This is a genomic window from Shewanella marisflavi (assembly GCF_023283925.1).
Classification (GTDB): domain Bacteria; phylum Pseudomonadota; class Gammaproteobacteria; order Enterobacterales; family Shewanellaceae; genus Shewanella; species Shewanella marisflavi.
In genome coordinates this window covers 832,204-849,795 of record NZ_JAKIKX010000001.1, presented here as the reverse complement: position 1 = coordinate 849,795, position 17,592 = coordinate 832,204, and the positions used below count along the sequence as shown (strand labels likewise).

Annotated in this window: 14 protein-coding genes and 6 tRNA genes; 1 reads left to right on the top strand and 19 read right to left on the bottom strand. The window is 49.3% G+C overall.

Features of this window, described 5'->3' with window-relative positions:
* Positions 1 to 157: 157 nt before the first annotated feature.
* The 13 genes from L2712_RS03625 to recA form a co-directional block, all read right to left on the bottom strand.
* Positions 158 to 1,291 carry a sodium ion-translocating decarboxylase subunit beta gene (locus L2712_RS03625; RefSeq protein WP_033538565.1) on the bottom strand — a complete coding sequence of 378 codons (1,134 nt, stop codon included), beginning with the start codon at positions 1,289 to 1,291 and terminating at the stop codon, positions 158 to 160.
* Between the two features lie 8 nt (positions 1,292 to 1,299).
* Positions 1,300 to 3,093, bottom strand: a complete 1,794-nt coding sequence (gene oadA / locus L2712_RS03620) for a sodium-extruding oxaloacetate decarboxylase subunit alpha (RefSeq protein ID WP_248976895.1) — start codon at positions 3,091 to 3,093, stop codon at positions 1,300 to 1,302.
* A 19-nt stretch (positions 3,094 to 3,112) separates the two neighbouring features.
* Positions 3,113 to 3,361 carry an OadG family protein gene (locus L2712_RS03615; RefSeq protein WP_088905114.1) on the bottom strand — a complete coding sequence of 83 codons (249 nt, stop codon included), beginning with the start codon at positions 3,359 to 3,361 and terminating at the stop codon, positions 3,113 to 3,115.
* Positions 3,362 to 3,836: 475 nt separating this feature from the next.
* A tRNA-Ser gene (locus L2712_RS03610) sits at positions 3,837 to 3,928 on the bottom strand.
* Between the two features lie 8 nt (positions 3,929 to 3,936).
* Positions 3,937 to 4,013 (bottom strand) — tRNA-Arg (locus L2712_RS03605).
* A gap of 53 nt (positions 4,014 to 4,066) precedes the next feature.
* A tRNA-Arg gene (locus L2712_RS03600) sits at positions 4,067 to 4,143 on the bottom strand.
* Positions 4,144 to 4,170: 27 nt separating this feature from the next.
* Positions 4,171 to 4,247, bottom strand: a tRNA-Arg gene (locus L2712_RS03595).
* A gap of 38 nt (positions 4,248 to 4,285) precedes the next feature.
* Positions 4,286 to 4,362 (bottom strand) — tRNA-Arg (locus L2712_RS03590).
* Between the two features lie 21 nt (positions 4,363 to 4,383).
* Positions 4,384 to 4,475: transfer RNA gene (locus tag L2712_RS03585), tRNA-Ser, on the bottom strand.
* A gap of 213 nt (positions 4,476 to 4,688) precedes the next feature.
* Positions 4,689 to 4,886 carry a carbon storage regulator CsrA gene (gene csrA, locus L2712_RS03580; protein ID WP_033538568.1) on the bottom strand — a complete coding sequence of 66 codons (198 nt, stop codon included), beginning with the start codon at positions 4,884 to 4,886 and terminating at the stop codon, positions 4,689 to 4,691.
* Between the two features lie 306 nt (positions 4,887 to 5,192).
* Positions 5,193 to 7,817, bottom strand: coding sequence for an alanine--tRNA ligase (gene alaS / locus L2712_RS03575; protein WP_248976894.1), 2,625 nt, complete (start codon positions 7,815 to 7,817; stop codon positions 5,193 to 5,195).
* 190 nt (positions 7,818 to 8,007) lie between these two features.
* Positions 8,008 to 8,457: a recombination regulator RecX gene (gene recX, locus L2712_RS03570; RefSeq protein WP_081953784.1), complete on the bottom strand. Its 450-nt coding sequence runs from the start codon at positions 8,455 to 8,457 to the stop codon at positions 8,008 to 8,010.
* Positions 8,458 to 8,485: 28 nt separating this feature from the next.
* Positions 8,486 to 9,547 (bottom strand): recombinase RecA, encoded by a 1,062-nt coding sequence (gene recA, locus L2712_RS03565; protein WP_033538570.1) that lies wholly within the window; start codon positions 9,545 to 9,547, stop codon positions 8,486 to 8,488.
* 332 nt (positions 9,548 to 9,879) lie between these two features.
* Here recA and mutS point away from each other — a divergent pair, with 332 nt between their 5' ends.
* Positions 9,880 to 12,447, top strand: coding sequence for a DNA mismatch repair protein MutS (mutS, locus tag L2712_RS03560; protein WP_248976893.1), 2,568 nt, complete (start codon positions 9,880 to 9,882; stop codon positions 12,445 to 12,447).
* A 182-nt stretch (positions 12,448 to 12,629) separates the two neighbouring features.
* Here mutS and rpoS read toward each other — a convergent pair whose 3' ends face one another.
* The 6 genes from rpoS to ispF all read right to left on the bottom strand — a co-directional run bounded on the left by rpoS (position 12,630) and on the right by ispF (position 17,589).
* On the bottom strand, positions 12,630 to 13,604 hold the full coding sequence (rpoS, locus tag L2712_RS03555) for an RNA polymerase sigma factor RpoS (RefSeq protein WP_033538572.1): 975 nt from the start codon (positions 13,602 to 13,604) through the stop codon (positions 12,630 to 12,632).
* Between the two features lie 78 nt (positions 13,605 to 13,682).
* Positions 13,683 to 14,600: a peptidoglycan DD-metalloendopeptidase family protein gene (locus L2712_RS03550; RefSeq protein ID WP_428848605.1), complete on the bottom strand. Its 918-nt coding sequence runs from the start codon at positions 14,598 to 14,600 to the stop codon at positions 13,683 to 13,685.
* Between the two features lie 52 nt (positions 14,601 to 14,652).
* Positions 14,653 to 15,288 (bottom strand): protein-L-isoaspartate(D-aspartate) O-methyltransferase, encoded by a 636-nt coding sequence (locus L2712_RS03545; RefSeq protein WP_033538573.1) that lies wholly within the window; start codon positions 15,286 to 15,288, stop codon positions 14,653 to 14,655.
* Positions 15,285 to 16,034: a 5'/3'-nucleotidase SurE gene (gene surE / locus L2712_RS03540; protein ID WP_248976892.1), complete on the bottom strand. Its 750-nt coding sequence runs from the start codon at positions 16,032 to 16,034 to the stop codon at positions 15,285 to 15,287. Before surE ends, L2712_RS03545 begins: the two co-directional genes overlap by 4 nt.
* Positions 16,027 to 17,094 (bottom strand): tRNA pseudouridine(13) synthase TruD, encoded by a 1,068-nt coding sequence (truD, locus tag L2712_RS03535; RefSeq protein WP_248976891.1) that lies wholly within the window; start codon positions 17,092 to 17,094, stop codon positions 16,027 to 16,029. The genes surE and truD overlap by 8 nt, the downstream gene beginning before the upstream one ends.
* A gap of 9 nt (positions 17,095 to 17,103) precedes the next feature.
* Entirely contained in the window at positions 17,104 to 17,589 is a 486-nt protein-coding gene (gene ispF / locus L2712_RS03530) for a 2-C-methyl-D-erythritol 2,4-cyclodiphosphate synthase (protein ID WP_088905118.1), read from the bottom strand.
* Positions 17,590 to 17,592: the final 3 nt, after the last annotated feature.

Genomic DNA, 17,592 nt, shown 5'->3' with positions numbered 1-17,592 from the left:
GAACCAGATCACACTTATAAAACACTAAAACGACACACTAGGCGTTGATCTGCATCAATTGCTTTAGCATTAGCTTGATTAAGTTATATCGCATAGACCAAACGTAAAACGGCCAGCACGCAGGCTGACCGTTCAAGACCGAGTAAAACTTTAGCGATTAGCCACCCAATACCGCTAAGAGGACCCCGGCGGCAACGGCGGAGCCCAGGACACCCGCTACATTGGGCCCCATGGCGTGCATCAAGAGGAAGTTCTGCTGATTAGCCTGCAGCCCTACTTTATTGACCACCCGAGCGGCCATAGGCACAGCCGATACACCGGCCGCACCAATCAGAGGATTGATCGTGCCTCCAGACAACTTGCTCATCAGTTTGGCCATCAACACTCCGGTCGCCGTACCAATACCAAAAGCCACGGCGCCCAAGACTAAAATACCTAAGGTTTCCACCTGGAGAAATTTATCCGCCGATAGCTTAGAGCCGACCGCCAAACCCAGGAAGATAGTGACTAAGTTAATCAGCTCATTCTGCGCCGTACTAGATAACCTGTCGACCACACCAGACTCGCGCATTAGGTTACCCAGACAGAACATGCCCACCAAAGGTGTTGCAGCGGGCAAGAAGAGTATGGTCAACCCTAGTACCGACAAAGGAAAGATGATTTTCTCTTTCTTACTCACCTCACGCAGTTGCTCCATCTTGATCTGACGCTCGGCCTCTGTCGTCAGCAGCTTCATGATAGGCGGCTGGATAATAGGTACCAGAGCCATATAAGAGTATGCCGCTACCGCAATTGCACCAAGCAGATCTGGCGCCAGCTTAGAGGCTAAGAAAATAGCCGTTGGCCCATCAGCGCCGCCGATGATGGCAATCGCCGCCGCATCTTGCATCGAGAACTCAAAACCAGGTACGGCATTGAGAGCGATAGCACCAATTAAGGTGGCAAAGATGCCAAACTGCGCCGCCGCCCCCAGAAGCAACATCTTAGGGTTAGCGATAAGGGCACCGAAATCGGTCAAGGCGCCGACCCCCATGAAGATCAATAGCGGAAAGACGCCGGTTTCAATCCCCACATGATAGGCGTAGTAAAGCATGCCGCCCTCTTCGGTGAAGCCCCCATTAGGGATGTTAGCCAAGATGGCACCAAAGCCTATCGGCAACAGCAACAGCGGCTCAAATCCTCTGGCGATAGCCAGATAGAGTAACACCACGCCAACCGCCATCATAAATAGCTGGCCAGAGGTGAAATTGGCGATCCCCGATTCCGCCCAAAAGGCAATTAATCCGTCCATTGTGGCTCCTAAGCTATGGCAAGCAGTTGATTGCCAACGGCAACAGAGTCACCTTCCTTAACGCAAACCTTGGCAACCACACCATCTGATTCGGCGCGGATTTCGGTTTCCATCTTCATGGCTTCGAGAATGATCACCACATCCCCCGCCTTAACGGCATCGCCTGGCTGCACATTCACCTTGAAAATATTGCCCGACAACGGCGCATTCATGGGCGAACCCTCACCAACACTGGTTGCAGCGGGTTCTGGCGCCGCAAAAGGCACGACATTCTCGCTAGGCACTATTTGACTGATATCGCCACCCTGTGAGACCTCAACCACAAAGCTCTGACCTTGTACATTGACCGTATAGGTCTCTTTACCTTTCGATGGAGCTGCCTGCTGTACATCGTTGCTAATCGACGGCTGAAGCGCTTCTGGCTTAGGCTCAAAGGCATCTGGGTTATTGCGGTTTTTAAGGAACTTAAGACCGATTTGTGGAAAGAGTGCGTAAGTCAGCACGTCATCGTCCAATTCTGCAGCCAAGCTTATCTGCTCGCTACTGGCTTTGTCCCTCAATTCAGCCCTAAGGCTGTCTAGCTCGGCTGGCAGCAGGTCGGCAGGACGACAAGTGATCGCCTCACCACCGGCCAATACTTTAGCCTGCAGCTCACTGTTCACTGGCGCCGGCGTAGCGCCGTATTCACCCTTGAGTACACCTTCTGTCTCTTTAGTCAGTGATTTATAACGCTCACCTGTGAGTACGTTAATCACTGCCTGTGTGCCGACAATCTGTGAGGTAGGGGTCACCAACGGAATAAAGCCAAGGTCTTCACGAACCTTAGGGATCTCCTCCAGCACGAGATCTAACTTGTCTGTAGCTCCCTGCTCTCTCAGCTGATTTTCCATATTAGTGAGCATGCCACCAGGCACTTGAGCACGCAAAATGCGCGAATCGATTCCCTTTAGTTCCCCTTCAAAGGCCGCGTATTTCTTGCGTACCTCTCTGAAATAGGCTGCGATCTCTTCGAGCAGCGCCATGTCATAACCTGTGGCTCTGTCTGTGTCTTCCACCATGGCCACTAAGGTCTCAGTAGCGCTATGACCGTAGGTTTGGCTCATAGAGGAGATAGCGGTATCTAGCACATCAATACCGGCCTCAATAGCCTTCTGATAGGTCGCTGTACTTAACCCTGTGGTCGCATGACACTGCATGGAAACGATCAGATTGGTCTGCGCCTTTAGCTGGCTAATCAACTCATAGGCGTCAAATGGCTTCAGCAGACCTGCCATATCTTTGATACAGAGTGAATGGCAGCCCATATCTTCGAGGCGTTTCGCCATATCGACCCAGGTCTTTAAGGTGTGGACCGGGCTAGTGGTGTAAGAGATAGTCCCCTGAGCGTGGGCGCCAACGTCGACCACAGATTTAACTGCAGCCTCAAGATTGCGCACATCATTCATGGCATCGAAAATACGGAAGACATCCACACCATTGTCATGGGCTCGCTCAACGAAACGATGCACTAGATCATCACCATAGTGGCGGTAGCCCAAAAGGTTCTGGCCTCGAAGCAGCATCTGCTGCGGCGTGTTAGGCATAGCTTTCTTTAATTCACGAATACGCTCCCAAGGATCCTCTCCCAGGTAACGAATACAGGCATCAAAAGTCGCGCCCCCCCAAGACTCCAATGACCAAAACCCAACTTTGTCTAATTGGGCGGCGATAGGAAGCATATCTTCGATACGAAGACGTGTGGCAAGAATCGATTGGTGTGCATCTCTTAGAACAACATCGGTTAATGCAAGTGGCTTGCTCATAAAAACTCCCTACTCTTTATTATGCTTTGGCGCGGTATTGATGTATGGCTGCAGAAATTACGGCGACCATTTTAGGATCTACACCAGTAAAATGGGGTACACCTTCGTCAGAAGCGTCTGATACAGGCGGTACATGGGCCTCTGGTGCAAATTTCCAAGCAACCAATTTCACAACCCCAATGAGTATAGTGAGGAATATAAACACCAATCCCATACCTAGCCCCATGATCATCAACGCTTCCATTATCTGTTGAGCCATTGAATCCATACAGTCCTCTCAGGTTAATCGCGCTTTTAGATTGACGATTCAGCCATCTACAAGCTATTTATTCACAATATGCGCATTTAAATAAACACAAGTCGCTACAGGTGTCGACCGGTTAAGCGCAAAAAGCTCTCCTGCGACCAGGAAACCTTAACCAATCTATAACAAAAAGGCGAGCACATTGTAAATTGGTCTTACCATAATAAGACTAATTGATGATAGACCGTCTTACATTCCATAATAAATTAACTGTAATTTTAGCGATTCATCAGAAATTTAGGCACCAAGACTAGATTTACGTTAAAAACCTAGAAATGAGTTAAAAATTGAATTCACAAAAAAGAACAAGGCATAGTTGAATATGCAAGTTTATGCATAAAAAACAGTAAACAAAGGACTATCTAGGCAAGACTGGATAAATGAGCAGGGAAAATCAAGACATAAAAAAACCCGCAACCTAAGTTGCGGGTTTTAATAATGGCGGAGAAGGAGGGATTCGAACCCTCGATGGGAGTTAAAGCCCATACTCCCTTAGCAGGGGAGCGCCTTCGGCCACTCGGCCACCTCTCCGTCTAAAATGGTACGCGTGAGAGGATTCGAACCTCTGACCGCCTGGTTCGTAGCCAGGTACTCTATCCAGCTGAGCTACACGCGCAAATTCTAGTCTTACAAACAAAACGACGGTAAAAACCGTCGATTTTTTAAATATGGTACGCGTGAGAGGATTCGAACCTCTGACCGCCTGGTTCGTAGCCAGGTACTCTATCCAGCTGAGCTACACGCGCACAGAATAAAACAGTAGAAGAAATAGATGGTACGCGTGAGAGGATTCGAACCTCTGACCGCCTGGTTCGTAGCCAGGTACTCTATCCAGCTGAGCTACACGCGCATCTTATATCTATAAACCTACTTTCACTGAAAAACAAATGGTACGCGTGAGAGGATTCGAACCTCTGACCGCCTGGTTCGTAGCCAGGTACTCTATCCAGCTGAGCTACACGCGCCCTGTTTTGTCAGTTAAGAAATGGCGGAGAAGGAGGGATTCGAACCCTCGATGGGAGTTAAAGCCCATACTCCCTTAGCAGGGGAGCGCCTTCGGCCACTCGGCCACCTCTCCGTTTTCTTGGCGCACATATTACTGTTTGAAGAAAATAAGTCAAACCATTTCTCCTAAACAAATACTGTTTGAGCTGTTTTTAAGCAGTTACCCCTGATTATCCTACAGCCCTGTATGCTATGTCGCCGTAATGGTTAAAAAGCTTACAATGAAAAACAAAAAAGCCAGCAAAATTGCTGACTCTTATCATGTTACACTGGTTAAATCTTTCGCTTAAAAATTGCCGCCTTCAGAAGAGCCACCTGACTTTTCAGACTGGATACGCTGATAAATCTCTTCACGATGAACCGAAACTTCTTTTGGTGCATTGACACCAATACGAACTTGATTGCCCTTTACGCCTAAAACGGTGACAGTAACTTCATCACCAATCATCAGTGTTTCACCAACACGACGAGTCAATATCAGCATTTTTTTGCTCCTTTAGTTCCTAATTCTGCTTTTACGGCACTATTCCGTTATAACCTTATTATACGGTCAGCTTAGTACAAATTAATAGTGTTCTGACAAAAAACACCCATTTATTGCATGTTAATTCGTTTAAATGTGCCACACATCGCTGATTTATCAGATATGAGCATAAGAGATAAATGGGATAGTAAGGACGATCAATTAAACCAGCATTAAATTTAGCACTTTAAACTGTACCTTAGCTTAAGAGAGCATCAATTTGACACAAAAAAAGCGCTCAAAGAGCGCTTTTTTTCATTAGACAACTTATGCCAAACGTTCTGATAACCAAGGGATAACAGAATCAAGCGCTGCACTTAAGTTTTCAGGTTCGCTACCGCCAGCCTGTGCCATATCAGGACGTCCACCGCCCTTGCCACCCACCTGAGCGGCAACCATGGCCACCAGTTCACCGGCCTTCACCTTAGCGGTCAGATCTTTGGTCACACCGACAATTAGGTTCACCTTAGCATCACCTGCAATACCCAATACGACTATGCCTGACTGCAGCTTCTGCTTAAGTTCATCCTGTAGCCCACGCAGCGCTCCAGCTTCAACGCCTTCAAGCTGCTTCACTAGTACCTTTACACCACCAAGCTCTTGCGCTTCACCAGCCAGATCGGCACTGGTTGCCGCAGCAAGCTTATCTTTAAGTTGTGACAACTCTTTCTCTAACTGCTTGGTCTTATCCAGCTGCGCCTTCAGCTTGGTTACCACTGAGGCACTGTCGCCTTTAAGTAGCGCGGCAGCTTGTTCAAGCTGTGCCTGCTGCTCAGCCACATAGGCCATTGCTGCAGCACCTGTCACGGCTTCAATACGGCGAATCCCTGCTGCGATCCCCCCTTCTGAGGTGATCTTAAACAGACCTATGTCACCAGTGCGACCCACGTGAGTACCACCACAGAGTTCGATAGAGAAATCACCCATAGTGACAACGCGCACCTGAGAGTCATATTTCTCTCCAAACAGGGCCATGGCACCTTTTTCTTTAGCCTGGTCGATATCCATCACCTCAGCCTTAAGCTCATGGTTACGACGGATCTGAGTGTTCACCAGATCTTCAACCTGTTTTAGCTCTTCACGCTTCACGGCTTCGAAATGAGAAAAGTCGAAACGTAAGCGATCAGCTTCAACCAAAGAACCTTTTTGACTGACATGACTACCAAGAACCTGACGCAAGGCGGCGTGAAGCAAGTGTGTCACAGAATGGTTAAGCTCAGTGCGATGTCTCAGCTTCTTATCAACTGCTGCGTTAAGGGACTGACCTAAGCTGATGCGACCACTCTTCACCTGACCAATATGGCCAACGGCCTGGCCATACTTTTGCGTGTCTGTAACGGTAAACTCAATGCCGTCGGCGTTAAGAAGCCCTTTATCACCACACTGGCCACCAGACTCACCATAGAAAGGCGTACTTTCAAGTACGATAACGCCTTGTTCACCTTCAGCTAAGGCATCGACTGCCTGACCATCGGCGTAGAGGGCAACGACCTTAGCTTCACCGTTCAGATTGTTGTAGCCACAAAACTCTGTCTCGGCATCGATCTTAAGGCTGTCGTTATAGTCAGTATCAAACTGACCTGCTGCCTGAGCACGACTGCGCTGCTCGGCCATCGCGGCTTCAAAACCGGCTTCATCTACCGTGATATTACGCTCGCGGCACACGTCTGCAGTGAGATCAACAGGGAAACCATAGGTGTCATAAAGTTTAAACGCGGTTTCACCATCGAGTACCTTACCTTCAAGCTGGCTAAGGGCATTGTCCAGAATACCAAGACCGCGCTCTAGGGTACGCGCAAACTGCTCCTCTTCGGCTTTAAGTGCCTTCTCGACGATCGCTTGGGTGGCCACCAACTCTTTGGCGGCGTCGCCCATCACTTCAATCAGGGTTGGTACCAGTTTATAAAAGAAAGACTCAGTAGCCCCTAACTTGTTACCATGACGCACGGCGCGGCGAATAATACGGCGTAACACATAGCCACGGCCTTCATTAGATGGCATCACGCCATCGGCCACTAAAAAGGCACAAGAACGGATATGGTCAGCAATTACGCGCAGTGACTTGTTTTCCAAGTCTGTCACGCCGAGGATCTCAGCCGTCTTCTTGATGAGCGACTGGAAGATATCAATCTCATAGTTAGAGTGCACACCCTGCATGATCGCAGCAATACGCTCTATGCCCATACCTGTATCAACAGAGGGCTTTGGAAGCGGTTCCATGGTACCGTCGGCTTGACGGTTATATTGCATGAAAACGATGTTCCAGATCTCGATGAATCTGTCACCGTCCTCCTCTGGCGTGCCAGGGCGACCACCCCAGATATGTTCGCCGTGATCGTAAAAGATCTCAGTACAGGGACCACAAGGACCTGTATCACCCATCTGCCAGAAGTTATCTGAGGCGAAGGCGGCCCCTTTGTTATCACCGATACGTATGATGTTTTCAGCAGCTACGCCAATCTCTTTGTTCCAGATCTCAAAGGCTTCGTCGTCAGTCTCATAAATCGTGACACACAGGCGCTCTTTGGGCAGCTTGAGTTCTTCGGTAAGGAAGGTCCAAGCGAAACGAATCGCGTCGTGCTTAAAATAGTCACCAAAGCTGAAGTTACCCAGCATCTCGAAGAAAGTATGGTGACGGGCAGTATAACCAACATTATCCAGGTCATTATGTTTACCACCGGCGCGCACACAGCGCTGGGCAGTCGTGGCACGGCTGTAATCGCGCTTGTCTTCGCCCAGGAAAACATCTTTAAACTGGTTCATACCAGCATTGGTAAATAGCAAGGTGGGATCATTACCAGGTACCAGTGAACTGCTGTCCACAACCTGGTGACTGTTTCTGCGGAAAAACTCCAAGAAAGCACTTCTCAGCGCTGCAGTGGTTTGATACATGAAATCATCCTGAATTAGATTATTTTCGCGGTGAAGGCTCGAGCTCCACCGACAGCTCTAGTTAGCCAAGCATTATAAGCAGTCTATTAGTGAACAACCAGAGGTTTAACTGAGGATAACTAAAGAAACCCTAAAAAGCGTGCGTTTGCCCCAGGGGCATAGCTAAAAAGGTCTAGTCATTAAGAGCGAATTATAGGTCGGGTTCGACCTCTAACGCATAGGCCACCTGGTCAAAGGCGAAACCTTGAGAAAGTAGATAACGAACGCGTTTAGCGCGCTCTTTTTGATCTTCTATCGGGCCGCTGGCAGCATATTTCTTGGCCGCTTTCTGTTTCGCCAACTCGAACCAGTCGCAGTCACTTGCATTAAGCGTATCTTGAATAATCTCTTTAGCCAGCCCCTTCTGCGCCATCGATTGGCGTATCTTGTTCTGCCCATGCCCCTTAGCAATATGAGAACGTAATAGTAATGCAGCAAATCTGGCGTCATCCAGATAACCTTGACTTTCGCACTGGGTCAAAACCGCCTCTATCTCACTATCGATAAAGCCTTTTTGCGCCAACTTACTCTTAATCTGGTAGCGAGAATAATCGCGGCGGGCCAAAAGACCCACCGCAACTTGCATGGCCGACATGCTCATAAGGAAACGTGTAGCTTATGACTAAGGCTTAAAATACTTCGCCAGTTTCCAGGTCGATATTTTCATCGCCCGTCGCCGATTTTGCGACCACTTCACCACCGCCAAGTAACATGGCACGCAGCGCATGATCGATCTCTGCGGCCACCTCTGGGTTTTCAACCAGATACTTACCTGCGTTGGCACGGCCTTGACCAATCTTGTCACCTTTGTAGCTATACCAAGCACCTGACTTCTCAATCAGCTTATGTGTAACACCCAGATCCACCAGCTCGCCAGTACGGTTAATGCCTTCACCATATAGAATCTGGAACTCAGCCTGTTTAAATGGCGCAGCAATCTTGTTCTTAACCACTTTCACCCGGGTTTCGTTACCTATGACTTCTTCACGATCTTTGATGGCGCCGGTACGACGAATATCCAGACGAACAGATGCGTAGAACTTAAGTGCGTTACCACCCGTAGTCGTTTCTGGGTTACCAAACATTACACCAATCTTCATACGAATTTGGTTAATGAAGATCAGCAAGGTATTCGATTGCTTGAGGTTACCCGCGAGCTTACGCATCGCCTGACTCATCATACGCGCCGCAAGACCCATGTGAGAATCACCAATTTCACCTTCAATCTCAGCCTTAGGCGTCAGAGCCGCTACCGAGTCAACGATGATCACATCAACCGCACCAGAGCGAGTCAGGGCGTCACAGATCTCAAGGGCCTGCTCACCAGTATCAGGCTGTGAACACAAGAGGTTATCAATATCTACACCGAGTTTCTGAGCATAGATAGGATCCAGTGCATGCTCGGCGTCGATAAAGGCACAAACCTTACCCTCGCGCTGTGCCGCAGCAATCACTTCCAGTGTCAGTGTCGTTTTACCAGAAGATTCAGGGCCATAGATCTCAACGATACGACCAAGAGGCAAACCGCCGGCACCCAATGCAACGTCCAGCGACAGAGAACCTGTTGAAATGGTTTCAACATCCATAGAGCGGTTTTCACCTAACTTCATGATGGAACCTTTACCGAACTGCTTTTCAATCTGGCCAAGGACCGCGCTCAGGGCTTTCTCTTTATTCGCATCAATCTTCATTCTGCTTTCCTCTCAATCACAGACGCTGCGCTGTGGGGTATCCGTTATGGTTAAGCCTGGGAAACGGCAACTGCATCGTTTTAGGCTATCTGAATATGCAACCTAGTATACTGTACAATCATACAGTATCAAGTACTGTATGCGATTATTTTTGCCTAAATCGGTTCAGACCTGCTAGAGACATTACTGGTTTATTCGCGCTAAATTTACCCAAACGAGCGGGATAAATGCGCAACCAGTCTAAATTTATTGTTAGTATTGACGCCATTCATTCTGTAATAATCTGCACGCTATTACAGACTCTTTTCGCAGCAGGAAACCTTGGTTAATTCATGAACGCCGTCGATACTCAACACCTTGAAAAGCACACCCCTATGATGCGTCAATACCTGACGTTGAAAGCCGAAACGCCTGATATGCTGCTTTTTTATCGTATGGGAGATTTTTACGAGCTATTTTATGACGATGCAAAGCGTGCATCAGAGCTGTTAGGGATCTCCCTTACGGCCCGGGGCAAGAGCGGCGGCGACCCCATCCCAATGGCGGGCATTCCCTACCACGCAGTGGAGGGCTATCTGGCTAAGCTGGTGCAATTAAGAGTCTCTGTGGCTATCTGCGAACAGATAGGCGATCCGGCAACTACCAAGGGACCGGTGGAGCGAAAAATTGTTCGCATCGTCACTCCCGGCACTTTGACCGATGAAGCCCTACTTCAGGAACGGCAAGATAACCTGTTAGCGGCCGTTTACCACGGGAAAGTGGGCTTTGGCTACGCGACGCTAGACGTCTCCTCGGGTAGATTCGTCGTGACAGAACTCGCTAGTCGCGAGGCACTGGAAGCGGAGTTGCAGCGTACTAATCCCGCCGAGCTCCTCTATAGCGAAGATTTTAACGAACTGAGCCTGATTAACTCCCTGTCCGGCAAACGCCGCCGTCCAGAGTGGGAGTTCGATTATGACACCAGCTACAAGTTACTGCTCGAACAGTTCGGTACCAAAGATCTGTACGGTTTTGGCCTGGGAGAAGTGCGCCTGTCGCTGCAGGCGGCGGGCTGCCTTATCCAATATGTCAAAGATACCCAGCGCACCGCCCTGCCCCATATCAATGCGATCACCCGTTTTAACCAGTGTGACAGCATAGTACTCGACGCCGCGACTCGTAAGAACCTCGAGCTTACTCGTAACCTTCAAGGGGGCAGTGAAAACACACTCGCGTCGGTACTAGATAACACGGCGACACCTATGGGAAGTCGCATGTTACAAAGGTGGATCCATGAACCACTGCGTAACCACAACATCATCAATGCCCGCCACGATGCTATCGACGAGCTGTTAAACAATGGCTTTCATGAGCCGCTACACGAACAGTTAAAAGCCCTTGGCGACATTGAACGCATTACGGCACGTCTGGCAATACGCAGTGCTCGGCCAAGAGATTTCGCCCGTCTGCGCCAGGCATTAACCCTGTTACCTGACATTCAACAGACACTGAGCCAATGTCACAGCGCTCATCTAAGCACGCTATCGCAGTCAATGGGTGAGTTCCCACAGGAACATGCCCTGCTCAGCCGCGCTATCGTCGACAATCCCCCAATGCTGATCCGCGATGGCGGCGTGATCAAAGAGGGCTACCATGCCGAGCTGGATGAGTGGCGCAAACTCAGCCAAGGGGCGACCGATTACCTTGCCGAACTCGAAGCCCGTGAGAAAGCCGCCACTGGCGCCTCCACCTTAAAAGTGGGCTATAACCGGGTGCACGGTTACTATATCGAGGTGAGTCGGCGTGAGTCAGATCTCGTCCCAATGAGTTATCAACGCAGACAAACTCTTAAAAATACCGAGCGTTATATCGTTGCCGAGCTTAAAGAGCATGAAGAAAAAGTGCTCTCCAGCCAAGGTAAAGCGCTGGCGCTCGAGAAACAGCTGTGGGAAGAACTGTTTGACCTGCTGATGCCTCGCCTGCATGAGTTGCAAGAGTTTGCTCGGGCGGCGGCAGAACTGGATGTGATCACTAACTTTGCCGAGCGCGCAGAGCAGCTTGACTATCACAGGCCCGAACTGACGGCCGAGAGCGGCATTCATATCGAGGCAGGGAGGCACCCTGTGGTCGAGCGCGTCAGTCAAAGCCCGTTTATCGCTAACCCAGTGTCACTTAATCCCGCAAGACGCATGCTAATTGTCACCGGCCCCAACATGGGTGGTAAATCAACCTATATGCGCCAGGTCGCCCTGATCACCTTAATGGCGCACATCGGCAGCTTTGTGCCGGCACAAAAGGCCGCGATAGGGCCGGTCGATCGCATCTTTACCCGTATTGGCGCTGCAGACGATCTCGCCTCGGGGCGCTCAACCTTCATGGTGGAGATGACTGAAACCGCCAACATACTCCACAATGCCACGCCAGAAAGCTTAGTGCTCATGGATGAAATTGGCCGCGGCACCTCAACCTATGATGGCTTATCGCTCGCTTGGTCGGCTGCCGAGCATCTGGCGCAAAGCCTCAGGTCGATGACATTGTTCGCCACCCACTATTTCGAGCTAACTCAGCTACCCGAACAAATCGAGAATGTGGCCAACGTACATCTAGATGCCATAGAACATGACGATACCATCGCCTTTATGCATGCAGTACAAGAGGGAGCGGCAAGCAAAAGCTATGGCCTACAGGTCGCCGCGCTGGCTGGCGTGCCCGCCAAGGTCGTGCAAGCAGCCAAGCATAAGCTACATCACTTGGAAAGCCGAGACAGAGAAGAGAGATTGCCTGAGCTAAGACAAGCACAGCTAAGCCTCGCCATGCCTGAATCTTCAAAAGCACTGGACAGATTAGACACTATCGACCCTGATAGTCTCACCCCCAGACAGGCGCTTGATCTCCTTTATGAGCTAAAACAACTTCGTTAAACAGCAAAAAGCGCACCTTAAGGTGCGCTTTTTTAAATAAGGTATGGGGTCGACTCTCAAAACAAAGAATATCTTCCTTGGGCTTCAAATTACCATAACACACTAGCATGGCTCTTCCAGGCTCAACACCTTTGAAGAGGCATCAACTTTGAACCACTAAGCCTACACCCCACTTGCTTTTGTTAAACTCGGAATATCGCTTCTACCGATAGTCCTTGTGCGCTGAGGAGATCCTTCAGACGCTTCAGGGCTTCAACCTGAATTTGGCGAACTCTTTCACGAGTGAGTCCTATCTCTTTACCCACATTTTCCAGGGTCGAAGGCTCATAACCCAGCAGACCAAAACGACGGGCAAGCACTTCTCTTTGTTTGCTGTTTAGCTCATCTAACCAACGCACTACAGACTTAGACATATCATCGTCTTGTACCTTGTAATCTGGCCCTACGCTATCATCATCGGCCAGCACATCGAGCAAGGCTTTGTCGTTGTCGCCACCAAGTGGAGTATCGACTGAGGTGATACGCTCATTAAGCTTTAGCATCTTGCTCACGTCACTACTTGGCAAGTCTAGTTGCTCGGCAATCTCTTCTGCCGTTGGCTCATGATCTAATTTGTGCGCAAGCTCCCTGGCAGTACGAAGGTAGACATTAAGCTCCTTGACCACATGAATAGGTAGGCGAATGGTGCGAGTTTGATTCATGATCGCACGTTCTATTGTCTGGCGGATCCACCAGGTGGCATAGGTTGAAAATCTAAAGCCGCGTTCGGGATCGAACTTTTCGACCGCACGGATCAAACCTAAATTACCTTCTTCAATCAAATCCAGTAATGCCAAACCACGATTGTTATAACGACGTGCAATTTTTACGACGAGTCTGAGATTACTCTCAATCATACGGTTGCGAGATTTATCACAGCCTTTTAGGGCTTTACGTGAGAAATATACCTCTTCTTCCGCACTCAATAGGGGGGAAAATCCGATTTCACTTAAATACAGCTGTGTCGCATCTAAGTTCTTTTGTAAGTCATCTTGTACTTGCTGTTCTAGTTCTGCGTCTTTGATCACCTTCTTGCTGTTAGTCACTGATAGATCAGACTCGTTCTTAGACAAGTCAACCAAGGGCTCCGCGACGGCGGTAGATTGTTTACGACCCATAATATACTCTCCCAAATTTTACATGCTAATTTACTGCACTTTGCTATCCTCCAATTGCCAAAATGGCGCCTATAAAAATTATGATTTAGGCAAAAATTTAAGTGGGTCAACGGATTTTCCATGATACCGAATTTCAAAATGCAGCATCACCTGGTTGGTGCCCGTCTGTCCCATACTCGCTACCGTTTGTCCTGCAGTAACGAATTGCTTCTCTTCAACTAAGATCTTATCGGCATGGGCGTAAGCACTGAGATAGTCATCGCTATGCTTAATAATCACCAAATTGCCATATCCCCTCAGCGCACTACCTGCATACACTACCCGCCCATCAGCCGCAGCCTGTATGCGATCGCCCCGAGATCCTGCGATCTTAATTCCTTTATTACCTTGTTCCTTGGTAGAGAATTTTCCGATCAACTTGCCCTTAACGGGCCAATGCCACCGCTGCACCTTCTTAGGTAGAGTACTACTCGGCTTGTGGATAACAACGTTAACATCTTGTTGGTCAGTTGTAACAGCGTATGCTGATTTATCGCCCCGATCAAGTGATTTTTTCACCGGTGCCATTTTACTGACGGTCGGCGCCTGGCTTTGCTTAACTGGTTGTTTATTAATATCTTTGTGAGTGTCTTGCTGCCTATTACTCGCTAATACTTGACTGCTTTGCTTTGTTTTGGCATTTGTAACAGTCTTTGTCGATTTTAGCTTTAACACCTGTCCGGGATAGATGGTATATGGCTTGCGAAGCCCGTTATATCGGGCGATTTCGGCAAAATCTTTATTGGCAGCCCAGGAGATCGAGTACAGGGTATCTCCACGCTTGACCTTATAGTGGTCGGATGTGAGGCCACCTCTTTTATAGGCAGTCTTCACCGGAGTGTTTACGTTAACGACAGGTGCTGGTGTATGGGCCTGAAAGCTACAACCCGTCATCCAGATCGACAAGAAGAATAATATAACAAAATGAACGACGCTCTTTGACAAGACTTTCATCATAGCGCCAGCCCTCTGCTCCAAGGCAAAGGCCTTTCTATACGTGTCACAACCACTAAGCCAATTCACCATTAACCAGAGGGACAAATTTGACCATTTCTATGGTTTTCGAGAAAAATTGATTGCCCTGGCGACTGACTCGCATCAATTGCTGAGTCTCTTCCCCTACGGGGATCACCAGCACACCACCATCTACCAGCTGCTCCAGCAGTGCTTCGGGAACACTGCTTGCCGCGGCTGTCACCATGATGGCATCGAAAGGCCCCTTATTGGCCCAGCCTTTCCAGCCATCACCATATTTAAAGGAAACATTATGAAGATCGAGTCGCTTTAAACGTTGACGCGCCTGGATCTGTAAACTCTTAATCCGCTCAACAGTACACAACTCGTCAACCAACTGGGCGAGAATGGCTGCCTGGTAACCCGAGCCTGTGCCAATCTCCAATACCCGCTTGGGCTTGGTTTCCAATAACAACTCTGTCATCCGCGCGACAATATAGGGCTGAGAGATCGTCTGACCCTGGCCGATAGGCAAGGCAGTATTTTCATAAGCCTTGTGCCCCAAAGCCGCATCAAGAAAAAGTTCTCTTGGCGTGTTAGCCACCACAGATAATACATCAGTATTGTTAATACCAGCTCGCTGAAGGCTATGTGCCAGATTCAGTGCCGCCGTGGTGGTTACCCCATTCATAATTGCTCTACCCATTGCTTTATTTTTGGAACTTGTTCAAAGGCCGTCAGATCGACAGTTAAAGGCGTCACAGATACATAGCCATTAGCAACCGCGTGAAAGTCTGTCCCTTCACTAGCATCTTGCTCTTCACCCGGAGGGCCGAGCCAAAATATTTCACGTCCGGCAGGATCTTGCATGCGCACCATCCCCTCTGCCCTGTGCCGCGCCCCAAGGCGTGTCACCCTTATTCCTTTAATTTCATCCAGCGGCAGATCCGGCACATTCACATTTAAAATTTGGTCCGATGCAATAGGGCTTTCAATAAGCCCTGCCACTATCTTACAGGCATAGTAGGCGGCGCTATCATAATGTTTCAACTCTCGGCCTACCAAAGAGATAGCAATGGCGGGTAAGCCTAAAAAGCGCCCTTCCATCGCGGCGGCAACCGTCCCTGAATAAAGGGTATCGTCGCCCATATTGGCACCGGCATTGATGCCAGAAACCACTATGTCTGGCTCCTCAACATAAAATTCACGAATCGCCAAATGGACACAGTCGGTTGGCGTGCCACTGACTGAAATATAACCATTTTCTAACTTATTAATTCGCAAAGGGTTAGTCAAGGTCAATGAGTTACTGGCGCCAGAGCAGTTACGATCTGGCCCTACCGTCATCACCTCATATTGTTTTGCCAAGGCGTTAGACAGTGCGGCAATTCCAGGTGCCGCTATACCATCGTCATTGCTGACTAATATTTTAATCATGGGCTTGTTCACTCGCTGCGGCTCGACGAGCCTGAAACTCTCGCTCTTTGACATCCTGATAATCCACCAGTTCCCGCAGTACAGAAGTGGCAAAGCTGCCCGCTGGTAGTGCAAACTTGAGGACCAAGGTATCGTCGTTAATCTCGTAACTGAGTTGCTGGGGTAGCAAGATAAGCGGGCGACGTTCTTGATTCAATCCCGCCTGCTCAAGGCCAGCACAATCTTCAGCAAAGGGCTCACACACACTCTGCTCAAACGTCAGAGCCTCGGCTTCACACAGCGCCTGACCACGCCCCCATAAGGGCGCCGAGAGCAAAATATCTTGCTCATCCAATCGCTTGTGTAGCGCCTCATCCCAAGGGTTGGCGACAAAGTAACTCTTACTGCCCGCCAGCATCACGCAATCCCCCTCGAGCACCTTAAGCTCGAACTGACGTAAACGCTCGCTGACCACTTGATTAAAGAGATGTGAGCGCACTGCTGACAGATAGATACTGCGCTTATTTCTATCCTTGACCTTCTTGCTGCCGTTGAGCATCTGACGGCCAAAAATCAAATTTTTACCGTCATGACCAAATCGCTGCTCACCAAAGTAGTTGGGCACACCTGTGTGTTTAATCAGCTCAAGACGCCTGACCACTTCATCCATATCGGAGACGGCTCTGAGCGTCAGGGTAAAACGATTGCCTGCAAGTGCGCCGGTGCGCAGCTTCTTACCGTGACGGGCACTGGAAAGCACAGTTAGCTGTTCACTGTTTAGCGATTGCCAGTCGGGCATGCTCTTACCCGGGATCCTTATCCCAAACCATTGCTCTGTGATAGCGTGTCTGTCTTTCTGCCCCGCAAAGGTCACTTCTTTCGGGTGCACACCGGCAAAGCTAGAGAGCATACGTGCCACATCGGCGGTATTAAGCCCCGACTTGCGAATATGCAGCATATGATGCTCCCCCTCACCAGTGGGTAGAAAGGGCAGGATCTCCTGCACGATAAAATCACTGTTATGGGTTCTCAAATCGGCACTCGCCTGAGGCTGGCCAAACAAATAATGCAATGGGGTCATAACTCTCTCTTATCTTGGCTCAGCGCACATGAGCACCACGGCTTCTACGGCGATGCCCTCTTTTCGGCCAGTAAAACCAAGCTTCTCGGTTGTGGTAGCCTTAACATTAATAGCCTCAATATCGCTGGCTAAGTCTTCACTCAAGCACTGGCGTATGGCATCAATATGCGGCAGCATCTTAGGTGCCTGGGCAATAATGGTCACATCAAGGTTGCCTAGCTGGTAGCCTTTATCCCGCGCGAGCTGATAACAGTGGCGCAGTAACACTCGGCTGTCAGCACCTTTGAACTCAGGGTCGGTATCGGGAAAATGTTTGCCGATATCCCCCAGCGCCATGGCGCCAAGAATGGCATCTGAGATGGCATGCAGCACCACATCCCCATCGGAATGGGCAACCAAACCGGTATCATAAGGCACTTCAACACCGCCTAAAATCAGCGGCAACTCACCACCAAACTTGTGTACGTCGAAACCGTGGCCGATACGTATATTCATCTT